Origin of the sequence: Pseudoroseicyclus tamaricis (assembly GCF_012070395.1) — a bacterium.
Classification (GTDB): Bacteria; Pseudomonadota; Alphaproteobacteria; order Rhodobacterales; family Rhodobacteraceae; genus Pseudoroseicyclus_A; species Pseudoroseicyclus_A tamaricis.
The window spans coordinates 283035-303182 of the sequence record NZ_JAAFYS010000002.1 but is presented as its reverse complement, the minus strand read 5'-3'; the positions used below and the strand labels follow the sequence as shown (position 1 = coordinate 303182).

Annotated in this window: 22 protein-coding genes and 1 pseudogene; 14 read left to right on the top strand and 9 right to left on the bottom strand. The window is 69.8% G+C overall.

What is annotated here, in order from left to right:
- Positions 1 to 65 precede the first annotated feature (65 nt).
- Positions 66 to 437 (bottom strand): DUF4440 domain-containing protein, encoded by a 372-nt coding sequence (locus GY170_RS07820; protein WP_163891787.1) that lies wholly within the window; start codon positions 435 to 437, stop codon positions 66 to 68.
- A gap of 191 nt (positions 438 to 628) precedes the next feature.
- Between GY170_RS07820 and GY170_RS07815 the strand changes: the two genes are divergently transcribed.
- The 5 genes from GY170_RS07815 (at position 629) to GY170_RS07795 (ending at position 4646) form a co-directional block, all read left to right on the top strand.
- Entirely contained in the window at positions 629 to 1093 is a 465-nt protein-coding gene (locus GY170_RS07815) for a YbaK/EbsC family protein (RefSeq protein ID WP_163891784.1), read from the top strand.
- A gap of 195 nt (positions 1094 to 1288) precedes the next feature.
- A complete protein-coding gene (locus GY170_RS07810) occupies positions 1289 to 1792 on the top strand; it encodes a DUF2852 domain-containing protein (protein ID WP_163891781.1) in 504 nt (167 codons plus the stop codon).
- A 69-nt stretch (positions 1793 to 1861) separates the two neighbouring features.
- Positions 1862 to 2752, top strand: a complete 891-nt coding sequence (locus GY170_RS07805) for a DUF2852 domain-containing protein (RefSeq protein WP_203531238.1) — start codon at positions 1862 to 1864, stop codon at positions 2750 to 2752.
- A gap of 63 nt (positions 2753 to 2815) precedes the next feature.
- Positions 2816 to 3271, top strand: coding sequence for an RDD family protein (locus GY170_RS07800; protein ID WP_163891779.1), 456 nt, complete (start codon positions 2816 to 2818; stop codon positions 3269 to 3271).
- Positions 3272 to 3821: 550 nt separating this feature from the next.
- Positions 3822 to 4646: an arginyltransferase gene (locus GY170_RS07795; RefSeq protein WP_163893758.1), complete on the top strand. Its 825-nt coding sequence runs from the start codon at positions 3822 to 3824 to the stop codon at positions 4644 to 4646.
- Positions 4647 to 4780: 134 nt separating this feature from the next.
- Here the strand turns inward: GY170_RS07795 and GY170_RS18705 are convergent.
- Positions 4781 to 4894 (bottom strand): annotated as a pseudogene (locus GY170_RS18705) (NAD(+)--rifampin ADP-ribosyltransferase); the annotation flags it as partial.
- Between the two features lie 118 nt (positions 4895 to 5012).
- On the opposite strand from GY170_RS18705, the gene GY170_RS07785 reads away from it, so the two are divergent.
- From GY170_RS07785 to GY170_RS07765, 5 genes are all read left to right on the top strand, one after another.
- Positions 5013 to 5807, top strand: coding sequence for a DeoR/GlpR family DNA-binding transcription regulator (locus tag GY170_RS07785; protein ID WP_163891776.1), 795 nt, complete (start codon positions 5013 to 5015; stop codon positions 5805 to 5807).
- Positions 5808 to 5816: 9 nt separating this feature from the next.
- Entirely contained in the window at positions 5817 to 6956 is a 1140-nt protein-coding gene (locus tag GY170_RS07780) for an MFS transporter (protein WP_163891773.1), read from the top strand.
- A gap of 311 nt (positions 6957 to 7267) precedes the next feature.
- Entirely contained in the window at positions 7268 to 9010 is a 1743-nt protein-coding gene (locus tag GY170_RS07775; protein ID WP_163891770.1) for an acetolactate synthase 3 large subunit, read from the top strand.
- Between the two features lie 137 nt (positions 9011 to 9147).
- The gene (ilvN, locus tag GY170_RS07770) at positions 9148 to 9711 is read left to right on the top strand and encodes an acetolactate synthase small subunit (RefSeq protein WP_163891767.1); all 564 of its coding nucleotides are present in this window, start codon (positions 9148 to 9150) and stop codon (positions 9709 to 9711) included.
- 659 nt (positions 9712 to 10370) lie between these two features.
- A complete protein-coding gene (locus GY170_RS07765; RefSeq protein ID WP_163891764.1) occupies positions 10371 to 11300 on the top strand; it encodes a nucleoside hydrolase in 930 nt (309 codons plus the stop codon).
- Positions 11301 to 11350: 50 nt separating this feature from the next.
- Here GY170_RS07765 and GY170_RS07760 read toward each other — a convergent pair whose 3' ends face one another.
- Genes GY170_RS07760 through GY170_RS07750 form a run of 3 tightly spaced genes read right to left on the bottom strand, consistent with a single transcriptional unit; the run spans position 11351 to position 13332 of the window.
- Positions 11351 to 12250, bottom strand: a complete 900-nt coding sequence (locus tag GY170_RS07760) for a DMT family transporter (RefSeq protein ID WP_163891762.1) — start codon at positions 12248 to 12250, stop codon at positions 11351 to 11353.
- 28 nt (positions 12251 to 12278) lie between these two features.
- Entirely contained in the window at positions 12279 to 12833 is a 555-nt protein-coding gene (locus tag GY170_RS07755; protein WP_163891759.1) for a peptidylprolyl isomerase, read from the bottom strand.
- Complete coding sequence (locus GY170_RS07750) at positions 12826 to 13332, bottom strand: peptidylprolyl isomerase (protein ID WP_163891756.1); 507 nt, start codon at positions 13330 to 13332, stop codon at positions 12826 to 12828. The genes GY170_RS07755 and GY170_RS07750 overlap by 8 nt, the downstream gene beginning before the upstream one ends.
- 120 nt (positions 13333 to 13452) lie before the next feature.
- On the opposite strand from GY170_RS07750, the gene GY170_RS07745 reads away from it, so the two are divergent.
- The 4 genes from GY170_RS07745 (at position 13453) to GY170_RS07730 (ending at position 17271) form a co-directional block, all read left to right on the top strand.
- Entirely contained in the window at positions 13453 to 14640 is a 1188-nt protein-coding gene (locus GY170_RS07745; RefSeq protein WP_163891754.1) for a phosphoglycerate kinase, read from the top strand.
- 97 nt (positions 14641 to 14737) lie between these two features.
- Positions 14738 to 15667, top strand: a complete 930-nt coding sequence (locus tag GY170_RS07740; RefSeq protein ID WP_163891750.1) for a class I fructose-bisphosphate aldolase — start codon at positions 14738 to 14740, stop codon at positions 15665 to 15667.
- A 718-nt stretch (positions 15668 to 16385) separates the two neighbouring features.
- Positions 16386 to 16685, top strand: a complete 300-nt coding sequence (locus GY170_RS07735; protein ID WP_163891747.1) for an FtsB family cell division protein — start codon at positions 16386 to 16388, stop codon at positions 16683 to 16685.
- Between the two features lie 133 nt (positions 16686 to 16818).
- A complete protein-coding gene (locus GY170_RS07730; RefSeq protein WP_163891744.1) occupies positions 16819 to 17271 on the top strand; it encodes a PACE efflux transporter in 453 nt (150 codons plus the stop codon).
- 38 nt (positions 17272 to 17309) lie between these two features.
- Here the strand turns inward: GY170_RS07730 and GY170_RS07725 are convergent, their stop codons facing one another.
- The 4 genes from GY170_RS07725 to GY170_RS18465 all read right to left on the bottom strand — a co-directional run bounded on the left by GY170_RS07725 (position 17310) and on the right by GY170_RS18465 (position 20126).
- Entirely contained in the window at positions 17310 to 17906 is a 597-nt protein-coding gene (locus GY170_RS07725; RefSeq protein ID WP_163891740.1) for an SCO family protein, read from the bottom strand.
- On the bottom strand, positions 17903 to 18898 hold the full coding sequence (locus tag GY170_RS07720; RefSeq protein ID WP_163891735.1) for a copper chaperone PCu(A)C domain-containing protein: 996 nt from the start codon (positions 18896 to 18898) through the stop codon (positions 17903 to 17905). The genes GY170_RS07725 and GY170_RS07720 overlap by 4 nt, the downstream gene beginning before the upstream one ends.
- Positions 18899 to 19001: 103 nt before the next feature.
- Positions 19002 to 19343, bottom strand: a complete 342-nt coding sequence (locus GY170_RS07715) for a hypothetical protein (protein ID WP_163891733.1) — start codon at positions 19341 to 19343, stop codon at positions 19002 to 19004.
- A gap of 57 nt (positions 19344 to 19400) precedes the next feature.
- Positions 19401 to 20126: a hypothetical protein gene (locus GY170_RS18465; protein WP_163891730.1), complete on the bottom strand. Its 726-nt coding sequence runs from the start codon at positions 20124 to 20126 to the stop codon at positions 19401 to 19403.
- Between the last annotated feature and the right edge of the window lie 22 nt (positions 20127 to 20148).

Genomic DNA, 20148 nt, shown 5'->3' with positions numbered 1-20148 from the left:
GGCGGCCTTTCTGCGCGGGCGGGGCCGGCAGGGTCAAGCCGCGCCGGCTGCGCGCCCAGCTGCCCTCAGACCGGCGCGGGATCGGCGGTGCTGCTGTCCTGGCTGAAGACGTTCAGCCACGTCCCGCCGCGCTCCTCCCAGATCGAGGAGACATACATCGCCTCCTCGCGCGCCTCGCCCACCTTTCGGAAGGTCGCGAGATAGGCCAGAAGCACCCGCCCCGGCCCCAGCTCCATCAGCCGCGCCTCGCTGAGCCGGTAGTCCGCAACGCTCGGCCCGCCCTCAAGCTGCGCCGCATGCCCCGCCCTGTCCGAGAAGCCGGAGGAATAGACCCCCAGAAACTCCTCCGCCAGCAGCGCCGCATCGGCGGCCGCATCCCCGGCCACCAGGGCCTCCCACACCTGCCGCTCCAGTTTGAGAAAGCCATCGAGAACCATATCGCGATCCTCCGCATGCGAAGGCGGGGGGCAAGCCAAGTCTCGCCGTCCACCCCGACCTCTCCCACGCCCCCTTTTCATCTGGCCCGAAATACCTCGGGGGTCCGGGGGCTGGCCCCCGGTCTCGCCCACTCCACCTTCCCTCCGCCAACCAAACGCGCGACCCTCCCCGCAAACCCACGGAGAATCCCATGAGCAAGAGCCTCAAGCGCGTCACCGCCATCCTCGAAGAGGCCGGTCTGCCCGGCCGCCCGGTGGAGGTGGGCGAGGCGCGGACGGCGGAGCAGGCGGCCGAGGCCGCCGGCTGCCATCTCGACCAGATCGCCAAGTCGATCATCTTCGCGGGGGAGGAAAGCGGCGCCGTCTATCTCTTCCTCACCGCCGGCGGCAACCGGGTGAGCGCCGAGAAGGCCGCCGGTCTCGCCGGGGAGCCGCTGCGGCGGGCGAGCGGGGAGGAGGTGCGGGCTCAGACCGGCTTCGCCATCGGCGGCGTCTCGCCCGTCGGCCACCTCTCCGCCGTCAACGCCTTCTTCGACCCGCGCCTGGCGGAGTTCGAAGAGGTCTGGGCCGCCGCCGGCACGCCGCGGCACATCTTCCCCATTGCGCCCGACGACCTCCTGCGCCTCTCCGGCGCCGTGCCCGGCGACTTCACCTAGCCGCTTGCCGCAGGGGCAGGCCGGGCGTAGCCTGATCGGGCTCCGCGAGCGCCTTGGCGCGCGAGAGGGGGGAAAACCGGGCCCCTCCTCCCATATGTGAAAAACATTCACATCGCGTCTTGACCGGGCCCCGTGCGTTCCCATATCCCAGATGTGAAAGCGATTTACATCTACAGCAAACGCGAGGAGCGACACATGAGTTCGATCGATATCACCCCGCCCCGCCAATCCGAGGGCACGCATCTGAGCTGGTTCCGCAAGGCGGAAGCCTGGCTCGACGACAAGGGCAAGGGCGCTTGGATCGCCGTCATGGTCCTAGGGTTCGTCTTCTTCTGGCCCGTCGGCCTGGCCGTTCTCGCCTACATGATCTGGAGCAAGCGCATGTTCAACAAATCCTGCAACCGCGGCCGTACCTCTTCGATGTCCGCCGCCCGGGCCGCAATGCGCCCGTCCGGCAACTCCGCCTTCGACGCCTACAAGCAGGACATGCTGCGGCGCCTCGAGGACGAGCAGCGCGCCTTCGAGGAGTTCCTCGAGCGTCTGCGTGAAGCCAAGGACAAGTCCGAGTTCGACCAGTTCATGAGCGACCGCGCCCGCAACGGCCAGTCCGCCCAGGGGCAGAACCAGAACCAGGGCCAAGCCTATCAGCCCCCGCAGGACGGCGGCTACGACCAGGGCTCGCAAGGCCAGAATTACTGAGCCAGGAGCGGGCCGGCCACAGCGCCGGCCCGCGTTCCCTCACCCCGACATTTTTTGGAGCATTTCCCCATGTCGCGACGCAAGCACACCCCTGACGAGGCCGAGTTCGAGGGGGCCTTCCCCCTGAAGGTCCTCTCCATCATCTTCTTCACGGCCTTTGCCATCGTCGCCACGGTGCTGGCCTTCGTCGCCTTCTGGCCCGCCGGCCTCGCGCTGGGGCTGCTCGTCGCCTGGAAAGGCTTCAACGGCGGGCTCTACGGGCCGCACCGGGAGTTTGCGCTCCGCGTGCTGTCGCTGATCTTCTTCACCGGCTACGCCATCGTCGCCATCTCCGTCGGTTTCGCGCATGAGGCCCTGGCCGGGCTGGTGCTCGCCGGCGCGCTCATCTGGCAGGGCTTCAACGGGCTCGCCGTGGGTGCCAGCCAAGGGGCCAGCTCCCGCGCCCCCGGTGTGGCGGACGTCGCCCCCGAGGCGGAGACCGACGACTGGGCCCGCGGCTCGACCGGGCGCCCCAGCGGCAACGCAAGCTTCGATGCCTACAAGGCCGACATGATGCGCCGGCTGGAGGAGGAGCAGCGCGCCTTCGAGGATTTCCTCGCTCGCCTGCGCGCCTCCAAGGACCAGTCGGAGTTCGACAACTTCATGGAGCGCCGCGCCGAGCGTGCCGCCGCCCAGCGTCGGGCCGCCGCCTCTCCCATGGCGCTGATCGCGCCGCGCCGGCAGCCCTCGCAGCCGGCCGCCGCGCCGCAGCCCCCGGCCGCCCGTGACGGAGAGGTGATCGCCGTGCCTCCCGAGCCGCAGGCGCCCCGCGTGGCGCACACGGCCGAGGTGGAGGATGCCGAGGAGGTCGCGGGCCCCGTGACCGCCCCAGTGACCGGCCCCGTGACCACCGAGGAGCCGGCGCGCGATCCCGGCTGGCAGGCAGGGCAATGGTCCGGCAACCAGCCGCACGGCGCCTGAGCCATCGATGACACCCGGCGCGGCCCGAAGACCGGGCCCGCCGCCCCACCCCGGACAGATGACATGACCGATCAATCCTACGCCTTCGCCTCCGCCCTGCCCGACCCGGAGCGCCGCCCCGACTTCTACGCCGGCGTTCCCGGCCGGCGGCTGCTCGCCTGGATCGGCGACGGCGTGGCGACCTTCCTGCTGACATGCCTGGCGCTGCCCTTCACCGCCTTCGTCGGCGTGTTCTTCTTCGGGGCGCTCTGGCTGACCGTCTCCTTCCTCTACCGCTGGGGCACCATCGCCGCCTTCTCGGCGACACCCGGCATGGCCTTCTGGGGCATCCAGCTGCGCGAGGCCGACGGCGGCAAGATGGGCGGCGGCTCCGCCTTCCTGCACACGCTGGGCTACACCGTCTCGGTCGCCATGGCGCCCCTGCAGCTGATCTCGGTGGCGCTGATGCTCATCACCGACCGCCGTCAGGGGCTGACGGACCACCTCCTCGGCACCGCCGCCATCAACCGCCCGGTGTGATTGCGGCAGGGGGTACCGGCGCCCCGGCGTCGGTGCCCCCCGACCCCCGCGGCTCCCCCCGCAGTTGGAGAGCCAGCGCCCGCCGGAGCCCGTGGGGTGGGTTTCCAACCCACTTCCCCGCCCTCCCCAAAGCACACCGACCGCCAGCGCAGGGCGAGCGCCTGCCCGTGGGGTGGCGCATTTACGGCCCAGCTGCGCGCTTTATGCCAGCCACACCCCTCCCCGGCCCAAGCGGAGCACCCAGCTTCACCAGAGCGCCAGCCCGCCGGGACGGGCAGGCGCTGGCCCTGCGCCTTTGGCGCGTACCGGGCGAGGGAAGGCGGAGATGTCACGCGGTGGGGGGGTAGAACCTCACACTACGGGGACCGAGCATGGGGATGCCTCCACCATTCGCCTTCCGATCTATCCCTTGGAAGGGGACCTCACCCAAAGACAAGCGACACATTGCCCCCCCGAAAATGGTCGGGTCGGACGGGCTTGGCGCCGGGCAGCACGGTTGCTAGGCTCTCCGGCGACGTTCACCCTCTCCCGAGTCCTCTCCTCCGCCGACATGCGCCACTCCCTCCCCATCGCTCCCCAGTTCTACGTGACGGCTCCGCAGCCCTGCCCGTACCTCGCGGGCCGGATGGAGCGGAAGCTGTTCACCGCCCTGCAGGGCGAGGAGGCGGAGAAGCTCAACGACGCGCTCTCCAAGCAGGGCTTCCGCCGCTCTCAGAACGTCCTCTACCGGCCGACCTGCGCCGATTGCTCCGCCTGCCTCTCGGCGCGCATCCGCGTCTCGGATTTCGCGCCCTCCAAGAGCCAGAAGCGTGTCCTCAAGCGCAACGCGCCGCTGCGCCGCCGGGCGACCTCGCCCTGGGCGACGGACGCCCAGTACGAGCTCTTTCGCAAGTACCTCGACTCGCGCCACGCCGATGGCGGCATGGCGGACATGGACGTCTTCGAGTTCTCCGCCATGATCGAGGAGACGCCGATCCGCTCGCGCCTCATCGAATATGCCGCCGACGGCGAGCCGCTGCGCGCCGCCTGCCTGACGGACCTGCTCGATGACGGGCTGTCGATGGTCTATTCCTTCTTCGATCCCGACTTCGAGGCGGACTCGCTCGGCAACTACATGATCCTCGATCATGTCGAGATCGCGCGGGACATGGGGCTGCCCTACGTCTACCTCGGCTACTGGGTGCCCGGCTCGCCGAAGATGGGCTACAAGGCCCGCTACAAGGGTCTCGAGGTCTATTCCCGGGGCCGCTGGCAGCTGCTGCGTGACCCCGAGGAGCACAGCGCCGAGACGCACCCCCTCTCCGTCGCGCCCATCGCCGAGCAGGTGGCGCGCATCCAGCTGCCTGACGCCCAGCCGGCGCCGCGGCGCCGCTGAGCGGAAGCTCTAGCGGAGGCTGAGCAGAGCCCGCGGGCCTCGTTCAGGATCTCGCCCCGCGGCGCCGCCAGCCTGTCGCATCGGCCGCAAATCTCCTCCTCCGTCAGCCTCGTCCCTGTCTCCATTCCGCCGAGGATGCGCAGCCGTGACTGGCTGGGCCAGGAGCGCGTCGGCTTGCCGGGGAATATCCTGTCCGTCCCATTAGGGTTGTTCGTGATGTCGCCGGTCGTCTCGACGAGGGAGACCAGCGCACCAGCCCACCGCTTTCATTTTGCCCCGCTGGCGTTCCCCCTCCCGCCGCCCTACCCCGAGTTCTTCGCAGAATACCGCTTGAGCTCCCCCATTCGTGCCTGATAATGCACGTTCATGCACGATTCCCTTCCCCTTTCACGCCGCCACGAGATCGCCGGCCGCCTTCGCCAGGGCCAGCCCGTCTCCTCGGGCGAGCTGGCGCGCGAATTCGGAGTCTCGGAGGATGCCATCCGGCGTGACCTGCGCGCCCTCGCTGCCGAGGGGCTGTGCGAGCGTGTCTACGGCGGCGCCCTGCCCCTCTCTCCCGCCGGCGCGCCTCTGGCCTCGCGTGCCGAGGAGCAGCCGGCCGCCAAGGCGGCGCTGGCGGCGCGGGCGGCGGAACTGGTGCAGCCCGGACAGACCATCTTCCTCGATTGCGGCAGCACCACCGCCCGGCTCGCGTCGCATCTCGCCGCCCACCTGCCGCAGGGAAGCGGCCTGCGGGTCGTCACCAACTCGCTTCCCGCCGCCACTGCACTCTCCAGCCGGCAGGACATCTCCCTCTTTCTCCTCGGCGGCGCCGTCGATCCGTCCATCGGCGGCTGCGTCGACGGGCGGGCGCTGGCGGAGCTGCCGCGCTATGCCATCGACCTCTGCCTGCTCGGCGCCTGTGCTCTCAGCCCCGACGGCACGCTCGCCGGATTCGACCGGGCGGACAGCGACATGAAGCAGGCGCTGCTGACCGCCAGCGGCGCGACCGCGCTGATGATGACCTCCGACAAGCTCGGCACCCGCGCGCCCTTCCCATTCGGCGCCGCGCGGGCGCTGACGCACCTGATCCTCGAGCACGACGCCCCGGCGGAGCAGCTCGCCGCCCTCGCCTCCACCGGCGCGCCAGACCCGCTGCGCGCCGCCCCACCCCGCAGCTGAAAGACAGACATGACCGACATCGCAGACGGGACAGCCGGCCCGCGCCTCGCAACGCGCCTCTCCTTCTTCGCCGGCGGCTTCGCCATGGCGTGCTGGGCGCCCATCATCCCCTTCGCCAAGGAGCGGATCGGCGCCAGCGAAGCGGAGCTGGGCCTCCTGCTCCTCTGCCTCGGCATCGGCTCTGTCATCGCCATGCCGATCACCGGCTGGGTCTCCGCCCGGCACGGGGCGCGCCCGATGATCCTGCTCGGCGGCTTCGGCCTTGCCCTGATGCTGCCGCTCCTCGCGCTGGCGCCGACGGCGCTGCTCCTCGGCGTCGTCATCTTCCTGCTCGGCGCCTCGCTCGGCACGCTCGACGTGTCGATGAACGTCCATGCGGTCGAGGTGGAGAAGCGCGCCGACGTGCCGCTCATGTCGGGCTTTCACGCCCTGTTCTCGGTCGGCGGCTTCGTCGGTGCCGGCGGCGTCACCGGCCTGCTCGCGCTCGGCGCCGGCCCGACCTTCTGCCTCGTCGCCGGGGGCCTGCTCACCCTCGCCGCCATGGCACTTGCCGCGCCGCGGCTGATCCGGGCCGAGGGGGGCGAGCCCCTGCCCTTCGCGCTGCCGCGCGGGCTGGTGCTGCTGCTGGCGCTGCTGGCGGCCATCATGTTCCTCGTCGAGGGCGCCATGCTCGACTGGGGCGCGCTCCTCTCCGTCGAGCGGGGCATCGCCTCCGTCGAGCGGGCGGGGCTGGGCTTCATGCTCTTCAACCTCGCGATGACGGCGGGCCGCCTGACGGGAGACCGGGTCGTCGCGGCGCTGGGCCAGCGCAAGGTGCTGATCGGCGGCGGGCTCGTCGCCATGGGCGGGCTGGCGCTGCTCCTCCTCGCGCCGTGGCCGGCGGTGGCCTTCCTCGGCTTCGTGCTGATCGGCCTCGGTGCCGCGAATCTGGTGCCCGTCGTCTTCTCCCTCGCCGGGCGGCAGACGTCGATGCCCTCCGGCCTCGCCGTCGCCGCGGTGACGACGGCGGGCTATGCCGGCGTCCTCCTCGGGCCGGCGGCCATCGGCTTCGTCTCCCATGCCACGTCGCTGCCGGCGGCGTTCTGGATGCTCACCCTCCTCGTCGCGGTGGTGCCGCTCGCCGCCGGGCGGGCGACCGCGAAGGGGTGAGAGAGGCCCTGGCGGCGGAAACTTGCGGGAAGGCAGCTTCAGATTATAGAAAGTTGCGCCCGCAGGCCGCCGGTATGCCGAATATGTCGTCTTTTGCGGTTGACCGCCCCGAATCCCGCTCCTATGGTCCCCTCAGAAGTCTGGAGAGTTTGATGTCGATCGTCGTACTTATCGGAGAAAGGCGCATGGGGCCGTAAAGGCACGCCCAGATCCGATCCCATGCGCCCCCGGTCCCCGCCGGGGGTTTTTTGTTTCCATAACCACGTTATCCAGACCGAACGATGCGACAGCCCGAGAAAAGGACGAGGCACATGTCTAGGGAAATGACCGGAGCCAGAATGGTCGTCGAAGCGCTGAGGGATCAGGGCGTCGACACCGTATTCGGCTATCCGGGGGGCGCCGTTCTGCCCATCTATGACGAGATCTTCCAGCAGAACGACATCCGCCACATCCTCGTCCGCCACGAGCAGGCCGCTGTGCATGCCGCCGAGGGCTATGCCCGCTCCACCGGCAAGCCCGGGGTCGCCCTCGTCACCTCCGGCCCCGGCGCCACGAACGCTGTGACCGGGCTGACGGACGCGCTGATGGATTCGATCCCGATCATCGTCCTCTCCGGCCAGGTCGCCACCTTCATGATCGGCACCGACGGCTTCCAGGAGGCCGACACGGTCGGCATCACGCGGCCCTGCACCAAGCACAATTACCTGGTGAAGACGCCCGAGACGCTGGCGAAGACCATCCACGAGGGCTTCCACGTCGCCACCCACGGCCGCCCCGGCCCGGTGCTGATCGACATCCCCAAGGACGTGCAGTTCGCCACCGGCACCTACACGGGGCGCGAGGACCTGCGCCCCCGTTACCAGCCCAAGGTGAAGGGGGACCGCGAGGCGATCGAGACGCTCGTCGCGGCGATGGAGGCGGCCGAGCGGCCGGTCTTCTATACCGGCGGCGGGGTCATCAACTCCGGCCCCCAGGCGAGCCAGCTGCTGCGCGAGCTGGTGGATTCGACCGGCTTCCCCATCACGTCGACGCTGATGGGCCTCGGCGCCTACCCCGCCTCCGGCAAGCACTGGCTGGGGATGCTGGGGATGCACGGGCTCTACGAGGCCAACATGGCCATGCACGGGTGCGACCTGATGATCTGCATCGGCGCCCGCTTCGACGACCGGATCACGGGGCGCACCGATGCCTTCTCCCCCGGCTCGCTGAAGGCCCATATCGATATCGACGCCTCCTCGATCAACAAGATCATCCGCGTCGACATCCCGATCATCGGCGATGTCGCCCACGTGCTGGAGGATCTGCTGACGATCTGGAAGTCGCGCGGCCGCAAGACCTCGCGCGACGGGCTGGCCGGCTGGTGGCGGCAGATCGAGGCGTGGAAGCGCTCGGACTGCCTGACCTACGAGAACTCCACCTCGGTCATCAAACCGCAATACGCCCTGCAGCGGCTCGAGGCGCTGACGAAGGATCGTGACCGCTACATCACCACCGAGGTCGGCCAGCACCAGATGTGGGCCGCGCAGTTCCTCGGCTTCGAGGCGCCGAACCGCTGGATGACCTCCGGCGGCCTCGGCACCATGGGCTACGGCTTCCCCGCCTCCATCGGCGTGCAGGTGGCCCACCCCGAGAGCCTCGTCATCAACGTCGCCGGCGAGGCGAGCTGGCTGATGAACATGCAGGAGCTGGGGACCGCCATGCAGTTCCGCGCGCCGGTGAAGCAGTTCATCCTCAACAACGAGCGGCTCGGCATGGTCCGCCAGTGGCAGGAGCTGCTGCACGGCGAGCGCTACTCGCACAGCTGGTCGGAATCGCTGCCCGATTTCGTGAAGCTGGCAGAGGCCTTCGGCGCTAAGGGCATCCAGTGCAAGGATCCGGCGGATCTCGACGACGCGATCATGGAGATGATCAATCACGACGGGCCGGTGGTCTTCGACTGCCTGGTGGAGAAGCACGAGAACTGCTTCCCCATGATCCCTTCCGGCAAGGCGCATAACGAGATGCTCCTCGCCGCCGAGAAGGATGCCTTCGTCGAAGGCGGCGCGCTGGTGTGACGGGGCGGGCCGGGCACGCGCTCCTGAGGGGGGGCGCGCCCGGCTCCCCCGCCCACGCCTTGTCCCGACGCCCGGATGACCCTCACAGCCCCGAGCCCACTGGCCGGGGCGGATACTCGCACCAAAGGTCCGACTGCATGAACGCCCTCAAGATTGAAAAAGGCTCCTCCAGCCACTCCGTCTACAACCTTCGCGATACGTCGGACGAGACGATCCAGAAGCACACGCTGGCGGTGCTGGTGGAGAACGTGCCGGGCGTCCTCGCCCGGGTCATCGGGCTCTTCTCCGGCCGCGGCTATAACATCGACAGCCTGACGGTCGCCGAGGTGGATCACGAGGGGCATACCTCGCGCATCACCATCGTCACCTCGGGCACCGATCACATCGTCGAGCAGATCAAGGCCCAGCTGGGCCGGATCGTGCCGGTGCAGGAGGTGATCGACCTGACGGTCGAGGCGCAGTCCGTCGAGCGCGAGCTGGCGCTCTTCAAGGTGCGCGGCAGCGGCGACAAGCGGATCGAGGCGCTGCGGCTGGCGGAGATCTTCCGCGCCAACGTGGTGGATTCGACGCTGGAGAGCTTCGTGTTCGAGGTGACCGGGACGCCGGAGAAGATCGACGCCTTCGCCGAGCTCATGCGCCCCCTCGGCCTGAAGGAGCTGGCCCGCACCGGCGTGGCTGCGTTGGCGCGCGGTCAGGGCTGAGGGGCGGAGGGGGCAAGGGACCGTCGGGGCTCGCCCGCTGGTCTTCCGATGGGCCCTGCTTCCTTGGGCGGGTCCACTCAGTCTGCCCCTCGCCCCACGCCGCCACTCTTCCCCCTCGCGCGGAATCAAGGCCGCAGGCCGCCGCGCGAGCGCCGGCCCGTCCCGGCGGGCTGGCGCTCTGGCTGAGCTTGGTGTTTCGCTCGGGGCGGGGAGGGACTTGGCCGGCATAAAGCGCTTCGGAGGCCATGTGGCGGCGCCACCCCACGGGCCGGCTTGCGAGGCCATCGCTTGTGGCGGTCCGGGGAAGGTGGGTTGGAAACCCACCCTACGGGGCTCGCTCGGGGCGAGGGCTCCGGAGACCAAGGTCCCCGCTCCTTCCCCCGCGCGGAATCAAGCCGCAGGCGCCGCGCGAGCGCCGGCCCGTCCCGGCGGGCTGGCGCTCTGGCTGAGCTTGGTGCTTAGCGGGGGGGCTGGAGAGGGGCGCGGCTGGCATAAAGCGCGCCGCAACACCGTTGCAGCGCCACCCTACGGGCCGGTGTGAGAGCACCGCGCCAGGTTGAGGCCGACAAGGCGCCCACAGCCCCTGCCCTCTTCGCCCCGACCCGCTGGCCATCCCCGCGCCGCTCTGGTTACCTCCCGCCCGAAGCGCAGGAGGCCCCATGGCACGCAAGATCATCATCGACACAGACCCGGGCCAGGACGACGCCGTCGCCATCCTCCTCGCCCTCGCCTCGCCGGAGCTGGAGGTGGTCGCCATCACCGCCGTCGCCGGCAACGTCCCGCTCGCCCTGACCCAGCGCAACGCCCGCATCGTCTGCGAACTGGCCGGGCGACCCGACGTCCCCGTCCATGCCGGCTGCGACGCGCCGATGTCCCGCCCCCTCCTCACCGCCGAGCATGTGCATGGCGGCACCGGCCTCGACGGGGTGGAGATCGTCGAGCCGCGGATGCCGCTCGCCGAGGGCCACGCCGTCGATGCCATCATCGAGGCGGTGCGGGCCGCGCCGGGGGAGATCACGCTCTGCCCCCTCGGCCCTCTCACCAACATCGGCACCGCGCTCGAGCGCGCCCCTGACATCGCCCAAAAGATCGCCGCCATCGTGCTGATGGGCGGCGCCTATTTCGAGGTGGGCAACATCACGCCCGCCGCCGAGTTCAACATCTATGTCGATCCCGAGGCGGCGGCGGCGGTCTTCGCCTCCGGCATCCCGATCACCGTGCTGCCGCTCGATGTCACCCACAAGGTGCTGACAACGAAGGCGCGGATCGACCGCTTCCGGGGGCTCGGCAAGGTCGGCGAGACGGTGGCGGCCTGGACAGACTTCTTCGAGCGGTTCGACGTGGCCAAATACGGCTCCGCCGGCGCGCCGCTGCATGACCCTTGCGTGATCGCCTGGCTGCTGAAGCCCGAGCTCTTCTCCGGCCGCGAGGTCAACGTGGAGATCGAGACCCTCAGCGAGCTGACCCGCGGCATGACCGTCGCCGACTGGTGGGGCGTGACGGATCGCAAGAAGAACGCGCTCTTCCTCGGTGACGTCGATGCGGACGGGTTCTTCGAGCTGCTGACGGAGCGCCTCGCCCGACTCTAGGTGCCGATTTCCATATGGAAATCGAAGGCGGAAACCATATGGTTTCCGCCCTAGGCGTCCGGCGGCGGCACGGGCCTGCGCCGGTTGATCAGCACGATCCCGAGCGCCACCAGCGCCAGCGCCGCGAAGAGCCGCCAGGTGAGCCTCTCGCCCAGCACCAGCCATCCCAGCCCGACGGAGAAGACCGGCGCAAGGAAGGAGAAACTCGCCACCCCGCCCGCGGGGTAGATGGAGAGCAGCCAGAGCCAGAAGATGAAGCCGAAGCTCACCACCACGACGATCTGAAAGCCGATCCCGGCGAGGTGGATCGGCGCGAAGTCCCGGATCAGCGGGCCGAAGAGCGGCGCCAGCAGCAGCAGGATCGGCGCGGAAACGGCCACCTGCCATAAAAGCTGCCCCTCGGGGCGCAGCTCGCGGAGGGCCGAGTGCTTGGCGATCAGCAGCGTCGCCGCCCAGCCCATGCCGGCGCCAACGGCGCAGAGATCCCCGGCGAGGCTCGCCGCCTGCCCGCCGCGCTCGGCCAGCGCCAGCGCCACGCCCGCCATCGCGGCGAGCAGCCCCAGCGCGGCGGAGCCGGAGATGCGCTCGGTCCGCAGGATGAAATGGCCAGCCAGCAGCGTCCAGACCGGCATGGAATAGAAGAGGATCGAGGTGCGGGTGACGTTCGTCAGATCCAGCGCCAGGAAGAGCGCGAGGAACTCGACCGCGAAGACGACGCCGCAGATCGCCCCAGCCCACGCAACGCGCCCCCTCCCCAGCGCGATGGGCCTCCCCCGCAGGCGAAAGAACGCCCAGATGCAGAGCGCCGCGCCGAGCGAGCGGATGCCGGCGAAGAATACCGGCTGGATGCCCGTGTAGGTCAGCTTCGTCACCACCTGGTTGACCGCCAGGAGCAGCGAGAAGCCGATGAGCGCCGCCGCGCCGAAGGTGTCGATGTGATCCTTCTTCACGCGGCGGTGCCCTTTGCTCAGGCCATCGTCACTCGGTGACCGTCACGTCCGCCATGACGTCCGGCTGGCCGATGACGGCGCCGTTCGGCCCCTCGCCGCGCTTGATGGCGTCGAGCACATCCAGACCCTCCGTCACCTCGCCGACGATGGTGTACTGCCCGTCGAGATGCGGCGCCGGTTCGAACATGATGAAGAACTGCGAATTGGCGCTGTCCGGGCTCTGGCTGCGGGCCATGCCGACGGTGCCGCGCTGGAAGCTGCGCTCGTCGGAGAACTCGGCGGGCAGGTCGGCCATGTCCGAGCCGCCCATGCCGGCCATCGACATGTCGCCGCCCATGCGCCCGTACTCGACGTCACCCGTCTGCGCCATGAAGCCCTCGATGACGCGGTGGAAGACCACGTCGTCATAGGCGCCCTGCTCGGCCAGCATCGTCAGACGCTCGACATGGGCGGGGGCGGTATCCTCGAAGAGCTCGATATGGATAGTGCCATTCGCTTCGCCCTCGACGTCGATGTCGAGGCCGACGGCCAGCGCGGGAGAGGCGGCGAGCGCCAGGATGGAGGAGAGAACGAGGTTACGCATCTGCGGCCACCTTGACGGAGATCATGCGGTCGGGGCTGGCAGGCGGCTCGCCCCGGGTGATGGCATCGACATGCTCCATCCCCTCGATGACGCGGCCGTAGACGGTGTACTGCCGGTTGAGGAAGTGGTTGTCGGAAAAGTTGATGAAGAACTGCGAGTTGGCGCTGTCGGGGCTGGCAGAGCGCGCCGCGCCGAGGGTGCCGCGATCATGCGGCACGCCGGAGAATTCCGCCGGCAGGTCGGGCAGGTCGGAGCCGCCGCGGCCGGCCATGTTGATGTTGAAGTCCTTCTCCATGTTGCCATGGGCGACATCGCCCGTCTGCGCCATGAAGCCCTCGATCACGCGGTGGAAGGCGACGTTGTCATAGGCGCCGGCGCGGGCCAGCTCCTTCATGCGCGCCACGTGCTGCGGCGCCACATCCGGCAGCAGCTCGATGGCGACCACGCCGCCCTTCAGCTCCATCAGGATGGTGTTCTCGGGGTCCTTGAAATCGGCCATGGGCCACTCCTCTCTCATTCGGCGCGGACGCTATGCGGGATGGCCCCGAATGCCAAGGCGCGCTTGACGCCATCAGCGGGGGGGGCCACCACAAGGCAGACACGAATGCGGGAGGCCGGCATGGCATGGACATCGCTTGACGACATGGATCTCAAGGGCAAGCGCGTGCTGACGCGCGTGGACATCAACGTCCCGATGGAGGACGGCCGGGTGACGGACACGACGCGGATCGACCGTATCGTCCCGACGGTGAAGGATATTCTGGCGCGGGGCGGCAAACCGATCCTCCTCGCACACTACGGGCGCCCCAAGGGCAAGGTGGTGGAGGAGATGTCGCTGAAGCGCGTCCGCCCGGTGCTGGAGAAGGCGCTCGGCGTGCAGGTGCGCTTCGCCCCCGATTGCGTGGGGCCGGAGGCGGAGAAAGCCGCGGCCGAGCTGCGCGACGGCGAGGTGCTTCTGCTGGAGAACACCCGGTTCCATGCGGGAGAGGAGAAAAACGATCCCGAGCTGGCGCAGCAGATGGCCAAGTTGGGCGATGTCTACTGCAATGACGCCTTCTCGGCAGCCCACCGAGCCCACGCCTCCACCGAGGCGCTGGCCCGCCTGCTCCCCGCCTGCGCCGGCCGGCTGATGGCCGAAGAGCTGACGGCGCTGGAGAAGGCGCTCGGCAACCCGGCGCGCCCGGTGATGGCGCTGGTGGGGGGCGCCAAGGTCTCCACCAAGCTCGACCTGCTGCTCAACCTCGTCGCGAAGGTCGACACGCTGGTCATCGGCGGCGGCATGGCCAACACCTTCCTCGCGGCGAAGGGGCACGGCGTCGGCAAGTCGCTCTGCGAGCACGATCTTCTCGGCACGGCGCGGGAGATCATGGCCAAGGCGGAGACGACCGGCTGCAAGATCCTCCTGCCGGAGGACGTCGTCGTGGCGACGGAGTTCAAGGCCAACGCGCCGAGCAAGATCGTCCATGCCGATTCCGTCCCCGATGACATGATGATCCTCGACGCCGGCCCCATCGCCGTCGCCGCCATCGCCACCGCCCTCGGCCGCTCGCAGACGCTGATCTGGAACGGCCCGCTCGGCGCCTTCGAGATCCCGCCCTTCGACAGCGCCACCAAGTCGGCGGCGCAGATCGCCGGCAAGCTGACTGTGAACGACGGGCTCGTCTCCGTCGCCGGCGGGGGCGACACCGTCTCGGCGCTCAATCAGGCGGGGGCGGCGGAGGAGTTCACCTACGTCTCCACCGCCGGCGGGGCCTTCCTCGAATGGATGGAGGGCAAGGCTCTGCCCGGTGTGGCGGCGCTCGGCTGAGCCATCTGCAGATGGCCGGGGGGCTGGTGGCGTTAACATAATTGAACCGCCCCGCCCGGCCCTCTATCCCCTTGTTGCAACAAGGAGGACTGACCTGATGGCGATGACCCAGATCGTGCGAGATATCCTGGCCAAGTACGAGGGGGAGACCCCCGGCGTGAAGGGCAACCTCGCCCGGATCCTGATGCAGGGGCGGCTCGGCGGCACCGGCAAGCTGATCATCCTGCCGGTGGACCAGGGGTTCGAGCACGGGCCCGCCCGCTCCTTCGCCCCCAACCCGCCGGCCTATGACCCGCATTACCACTACCAGCTGGCCATCGACGCCGGGCTCTCGGCCTATGCCGCCCCGCTCGGGCCGCTGGAGGCGGGGGCGGACACCTTCGCCGGGCAGATCCCGACGATCCTGAAGGTGAACTCCGCCAACTCGCTGATGTCCGGCACCGCCGGCAAGGATCAGGCGATCACGGCGACGGTGGACGACGCGCTCCGCCTCGGCTGCGCGGCCATCGGCTTCACCATCTATCCCGGCTCCGACATGGCGCTCGGCATGTTCGAGGAGATCGCTGAGATGCGCCGCGAGGCGGCGTCGGTCGGGATCGCGACGGTCATCTGGTCCTACCCCCGCGGCGAGGCCATCTCCAAGGACGGCGAGACGGCAATCGACATCGGTGCCTACGCGACCCACATCGCGGCGATGCTCGGGGCGCACATCATCAAAGTGAAGCTCTCGACGGACCACCTGGAGCTCGGGGCGGCCAAGGCCGTCTACGAGGACGAGGGCATCGACATCTCCACCCAGGCCGCGCGCGTGGCGGACTGCGTGAAGTCGGCCTTCAACGGCCGGCGGATCATCATCTTCTCGGGCGGCGCCAAGAAGGGCGGCGATTCGGTGCTCGACGATGCGCGCGCCATCCGCGACGGCGGCGGCAACGGCTCCATCATCGGCCGCAACTGCTTCCAGCGCCCCCGCGACGAGGCCATGCGCCTCCTCGACCAGATGGTCGACATCTACCTCGGCAACGACTGACGGCCGTGGGGCGGGGTCCTCCCCCGCCCCTGCCAGCCAAAGCGGTGCTCGTAGGGTGGGTTTCAACCCACCTTCCCCCACTGCGCCGGGCGCCCCCTCGCCGGCGCAGGGCGAGCGTCTGCCCGTGGGGTGGCGCCACTACGGTCCTGCGGCGCACTTTATGCCAGCCACGCCCCTCCCCGCACCGAGCGGAGCACCAGGCCTCACCAGAGCGCCAGCCCGCCGGGACGGGCAGGCGCTCGCCCTGCGCCTTTGGCGCGTACCGGGCGGGGGACAAAGCTCGAGCCGGGTGCAACGGCGCCCGGCATCGACGCCCCCCATAGGCCGGGTTTCCAACCCACCTTCCCCTCTCAGCCCGCACTCCGTCCGCAGGCGCAGGGCAAGCGCCTGCCCGGGGGGTGGCGCTGCAACGGCCCCGCTAAAGCGCTTTATGCCCGCCAAACCCCTCCCCGCCCTGAGCGAGGCACCAAGCTTCACCAGAGCGCCAGCCCGCGGGACGGGCAGGCGCTCGCCCTGCGCCTTTGGCGCGCACCGGGCGGGGGATTAGCTCGAGCCAAGTGAAACGGCGCCCTGATGCAGCCCGGTTCGATGCCTTCCCCTATGGCAAATCCGCCGCGCCCGCGCCTGCGGCACCCCTGCCCCCTTGCCCTCCGCGCCCCGTCTGCGATGCTGCCTCCACCCGCGCCCGCCAAGAGGCGCCCGATCGAGACGAGCAGACATGGTCCGCATGAGCCGCCCGCCGCTGGCGCCCCTTTTCTACATCTCCGCGATGGTCCTCCTCGGCGCCTACTTCATGTTCGCCGCCGTGCAGGGGGACTACGGCCTCTTCCGCCGCGCGGAAGTCGAGGCGGAGGAGCGCAGCCTGCGCACCGAGCTGGACGAGCTCACCGCCGAGGTGGCGCGGATGGAGAACCTCACCCGCCGCCTCTCCGACAGCTATCTCGATCTCGACCTGCTCGACCAGCAGGCCCGCGACGTGCTCGGCCTGATCCGTAACGACGAGATCATCATCCGCTGACGCCTCGCCCCAGACTGCCTTTGACGGGCCGCCCTTGCCCGGCCCCCGCGAAGCTGCGATAGCCCGCCCCCGAGAACGGCCTCACCTTTCGCATTCCGCCGGGACGGCCCGGCCACCCCCTTTGGAGGTTGCCATGCGCACGCCCCTCGACCGGCTGCGTCACGCCCTGAGCTTCGAGATCATCGCCCTGATCCTTGTGGTGCCGCTCGGCGCCCTCGCCTTCGATCAGCCGATGCACGAGATCGGCGTCGTCGGCATCGTCAGCGCGCTAATCGCCATGGGCTGGAACGTGGTGTTCAACGAGGTCTTCGACCGGATCATGAAACGGCGGAGCGGCACGACACTGAAGACGGGGCGCCTGCGCGTCGCCCATGCCATCCTCTTCGAGATCGGCCTGCTGGCGGTGCTGATGCCCTTCATCGCCTGGTACCTCGGCATCTCGCTCTGGCAGGCGTTCCTGATGGATATCTCCTTCGCCGCCTTCTACCTGCTATACGCGCTGGCCTTCAACTGGGCCTACGACCGCCTCTTCCCGCTGGCAGAATGGCGCGCGGAAAAGGCGGCCCGGAGCGGCAGCGGCGGCTGACCCGCCGCCGCCCGGTTTTCCCTCAGGCCCGTCTCCCCTCAGGCCCCGATGGCCCGGCGCAGCTTGCGCAGCGCGCTCTCCAGCGGCTCCTGGTAGGTGATCGGCTCCACGAAGTTGCCGTTCCCGTCGAAGAGCAGCACGTAGGCGGAGTGGTCCATCGTGTAGTCGCCGCCCTCCAGCGGCACGCGAGAGGCGTAGACGCCGAAGGCGCGGGTGGCCTTGTCGATCTCCGCGCGCGGGCCGGTGACGCCGGCGACGCCCGGCACCCAGGAGACGTAGTCGCCCAGCACCTCCGGGTCGTCCCGCTCGGGATCGACGGTGACGAAGTAGACCCGCAGGTCCTCCGCCTCGTCGCCCAGCTCCTCCTGCCAGGTGAGGATGTCGCCGAGCGTCGTCGGGCAGACATCCGGGCAATGGGTGAAGCCGAAGAACACGGCGGAGGGCTGGCCGGAGGCGAGCACCTCCTCCGTGAAGGGGGCGCCGTCGGTGGTTGTCAGGGCGTAATCGCCCTGTCCGAGAGTGCCGGCCACCGGCAGATCGCTCCCCCGGCTCAGCAGGTACCAGGCGCTGCCGCCGGCGAGCAGGGCCACCGCCACAGCCGCCCAGAGCAGGATGTTCAACGTGCGCGTGGTCATTCCGTGGCCTCCTCATCGCTGTGTGCGTGATCCATGTCGCCGTGGTCCATGCCTGAGTGATCCATGTCACCGCCAGCGGTCCGGGCATTGATGGCGCCGACGTCGAGCAGGATCTCCACCTCGCCGGCCTGCTGGAAGGTCAGCGTCATCGGCACCTGCGTGCCCTCGACGAGAGGGTCGCCCAGCTCCATGAGCATGAGGTGAATGCCCCCCGGCTCCAGCGACACGCTCTCTCCCGCCGGGATGGGCAGGCCGTCCTCCAGCTCGCGCATGCGCATCACGTCGCCGTCCATGAGCATCTCGTGGATCTCGGTCCGCCCGGCGACAGGAGAGGCGGCCGCGACCAGCCGGTCATCCTCCGCCCCGTCATTAGCAATGGTCAGGAAGCCGCCGCCCACGGGTGCGTTCGGCAGCGTCGCGCGTGAGAAGGCGCCGGTGAGCGTCAGATCGCCCGCCTGCCACTCGCCCGCGGCCTCCGCATGGTCTCCATGGCCGTCACCGGCCGTCGCCGGGGTTACGGTGACGGAGGGGGCCATCTCGCCCGTCCACTCCTCGACGGCATCGCCGCAGGTCTGCACGGCCTCGAAGGAGAGGACGGTGCCGGGCTCAACGCTGGGGCCGATGGTGCCCCGCACGGTGAACTCGTCGTACCACGCATCCTCCAGCTGCCCGCCGGACCAGACGATCTGCCGCGGCCCTTCGGTCATCTCGGTGCCGTGGTTGGAGAAGCTTTCCTCGTAGGCGCCGGAGACGATCTCCAGCGACCAGCCGGCCTTAGGCATGGGTTTCGCGGCATAGAAGCCTTCGGGCAGCGTCACGCGCAGCGTGTCGGTGGCGGCGCCCTCGCAGCCATGCGGCACGCGGAAGGTGGCCATGTAGGGGCTGCCGGCGGGGGCTTCGGGCAGCGCGAGGGTGACATGGGCGCTGGCCTGGCTGGCGAGGCCGAGAATCAGGGCGACGAGGGCCGCCGAAGAGCGGGTGACGTTGGGCATGTGAGCCTCCCTAGGTGCACCGCAGGGGCCTTGCCCGCGCGCGATGCGATAGGTCTGGAACGGGCCGGGCGGAGCCGGCCGGCTGGAATGGGAAAAGGTCCGGTCAGGCGCGGGCCGGAGGCGCCCGGGCGGAGAGGTTCGGGTGGCCCCGCTGCGGCGCGAGGCCGAGCTCGGCCATGGCGCCCGGCCAAAGCGGCAGCAGCGCGACCCGCCGCTCGGCGGGGTCGAAACGGCAGCCGGGGGCATCGGGCAGGCCGTGGCAGATGGGGCAATGGCTGGCATGGCCGCCGGAGACGTCGCCGCAGATATCGGCGAGGTCGCCCCCGGCCGCCACGTAGGCGGCCAGCGCCGGATCCTCCGGCGCCATGCGCTCCGCCGCGCCGAGGCTCGCGGCCGCGAAGGCGACCGCGGCGAGAAGCAGCGTGAGGCGATACCACAGAGCCATGGCGCCCCTATCCTCCCCCGCGCGCCGCCGGTCAAGCGCCGGTCGATCTCGAGGCCATCAGCCTGACGAGAGCAGCAGCAGGATCGCTCCGTAGCCGGCGGCGCCGAGCGCGAAGGGGGCGAAGCGGCTCTCGCGGTTCTCCGGCAGCTCCTCCTTCAGCGTGTTGAGCACGATCCCCCCGGCGAGGAAGGAGGAGAGCGCGATGATCGCCTGCTCGGGCAGCTCCGCCACCAGCCCCAGCAGCGCCCCGGCCAGCACCCCGCCGACCAGCAGCCAGCGGCCGACGCCGTCGTAGAGCCGCCGGTGATCGTGCCGCAGGCCGATATCGGCGGTGACGAAGTGCAGCCCGATGGCGCCGACATACATCAGCAGGGAGGACAGGGTATCCTCCTCCCGGTGCAGCAGCAGATAGCCAATCAGCATGTTGTAGAGGCTGAAGGAGCCGATATGGATCCAGAAGGCCGCATCCCGGCTCGCCGGATCGGCCCCGCCCTCCGGCCGCGCCCGGCGCACCCGCCGCTCCAGCCCGTAAAAGGCGGCGAGCCCGGCGAGCGCCAGCACGTAGACGAGCTCTCCCCGGCTCTCCGCCTCCATCAGCGCTTCCTCGTGCGACGCGAGATCGGGGATCAGGTGCAGGAAGACGTAAGCCACCGCCACGCCCCCGGCGGCGGAGACCCACCACGCCCGCGGCACGTGCCCCAGCCGGTAGAGCGCCGGCGCGGCGAGGTGCACAGCGGAGAAGAGGCCGGCGGCGAGGAGGGAGAGGAGAATCTGTGTCTGCATGCCTTGTGAAGAGGCGCCGGGC

Bases quoted from the DNA above. Each gene is read 5' to 3' on its own strand.
- GY170_RS07775 (WP_163891770.1), top strand. From the start codon at position 7,268: ATGTCTAGGGAAATGACCGGAGCCAGAATGGTCGTCGAAGCGCTGAGG.
- GY170_RS07740 (WP_163891750.1), top strand. From the start codon at position 14,738: ATGGCGATGACCCAGATCGTGCGAGATATCCTGGCCAAGTACGAGGGG.
- GY170_RS07780 (WP_163891773.1), top strand. From the start codon at position 5,817: ATGACCGACATCGCAGACGGGACAGCCGGCCCGCGCCTCGCAACGCGC.
- GY170_RS18465 (WP_163891730.1), bottom strand. From the start codon at position 20,126: ATGCAGACACAGATTCTCCTCTCCCTCCTCGCCGCCGGCCTCTTCTCC.
- GY170_RS07715 (WP_163891733.1), bottom strand. From the start codon at position 19,343: ATGGCTCTGTGGTATCGCCTCACGCTGCTTCTCGCCGCGGTCGCCTTC.
- GY170_RS07765 (WP_163891764.1), top strand. From the start codon at position 10,371: ATGGCACGCAAGATCATCATCGACACAGACCCGGGCCAGGACGACGCC.
- GY170_RS07745 (WP_163891754.1), top strand. From the start codon at position 13,453: ATGGCATGGACATCGCTTGACGACATGGATCTCAAGGGCAAGCGCGTG.
- GY170_RS07725 (WP_163891740.1), bottom strand. From the start codon at position 17,906: ATGACCACGCGCACGTTGAACATCCTGCTCTGGGCGGCTGTGGCGGTG.
- GY170_RS07735 (WP_163891747.1), top strand. From the start codon at position 16,386: ATGGTCCGCATGAGCCGCCCGCCGCTGGCGCCCCTTTTCTACATCTCC.
- GY170_RS07820 (WP_163891787.1), bottom strand. From the start codon at position 437: ATGGTTCTCGATGGCTTTCTCAAACTGGAGCGGCAGGTGTGGGAGGCC.
- ilvN (WP_163891767.1), top strand. From the start codon at position 9,148: ATGAACGCCCTCAAGATTGAAAAAGGCTCCTCCAGCCACTCCGTCTAC.
- GY170_RS07810 (WP_163891781.1), top strand. From the start codon at position 1,289: ATGAGTTCGATCGATATCACCCCGCCCCGCCAATCCGAGGGCACGCAT.
- GY170_RS07795 (WP_163893758.1), top strand. From the start codon at position 3,822: ATGCGCCACTCCCTCCCCATCGCTCCCCAGTTCTACGTGACGGCTCCG.
- GY170_RS07800 (WP_163891779.1), top strand. From the start codon at position 2,816: ATGACCGATCAATCCTACGCCTTCGCCTCCGCCCTGCCCGACCCGGAG.
- GY170_RS07730 (WP_163891744.1), top strand. From the start codon at position 16,819: ATGCGCACGCCCCTCGACCGGCTGCGTCACGCCCTGAGCTTCGAGATC.
- GY170_RS07805 (WP_203531238.1), top strand. From the start codon at position 1,862: ATGTCGCGACGCAAGCACACCCCTGACGAGGCCGAGTTCGAGGGGGCC.
- GY170_RS07720 (WP_163891735.1), bottom strand. From the start codon at position 18,898: ATGCCCAACGTCACCCGCTCTTCGGCGGCCCTCGTCGCCCTGATTCTC.
- GY170_RS07755 (WP_163891759.1), bottom strand. From the start codon at position 12,833: ATGCGTAACCTCGTTCTCTCCTCCATCCTGGCGCTCGCCGCCTCTCCC.
- GY170_RS07815 (WP_163891784.1), top strand. From the start codon at position 629: ATGAGCAAGAGCCTCAAGCGCGTCACCGCCATCCTCGAAGAGGCCGGT.
- GY170_RS07750 (WP_163891756.1), bottom strand. From the start codon at position 13,332: ATGGCCGATTTCAAGGACCCCGAGAACACCATCCTGATGGAGCTGAAG.
- GY170_RS07785 (WP_163891776.1), top strand. From the start codon at position 5,013: ATGCACGATTCCCTTCCCCTTTCACGCCGCCACGAGATCGCCGGCCGC.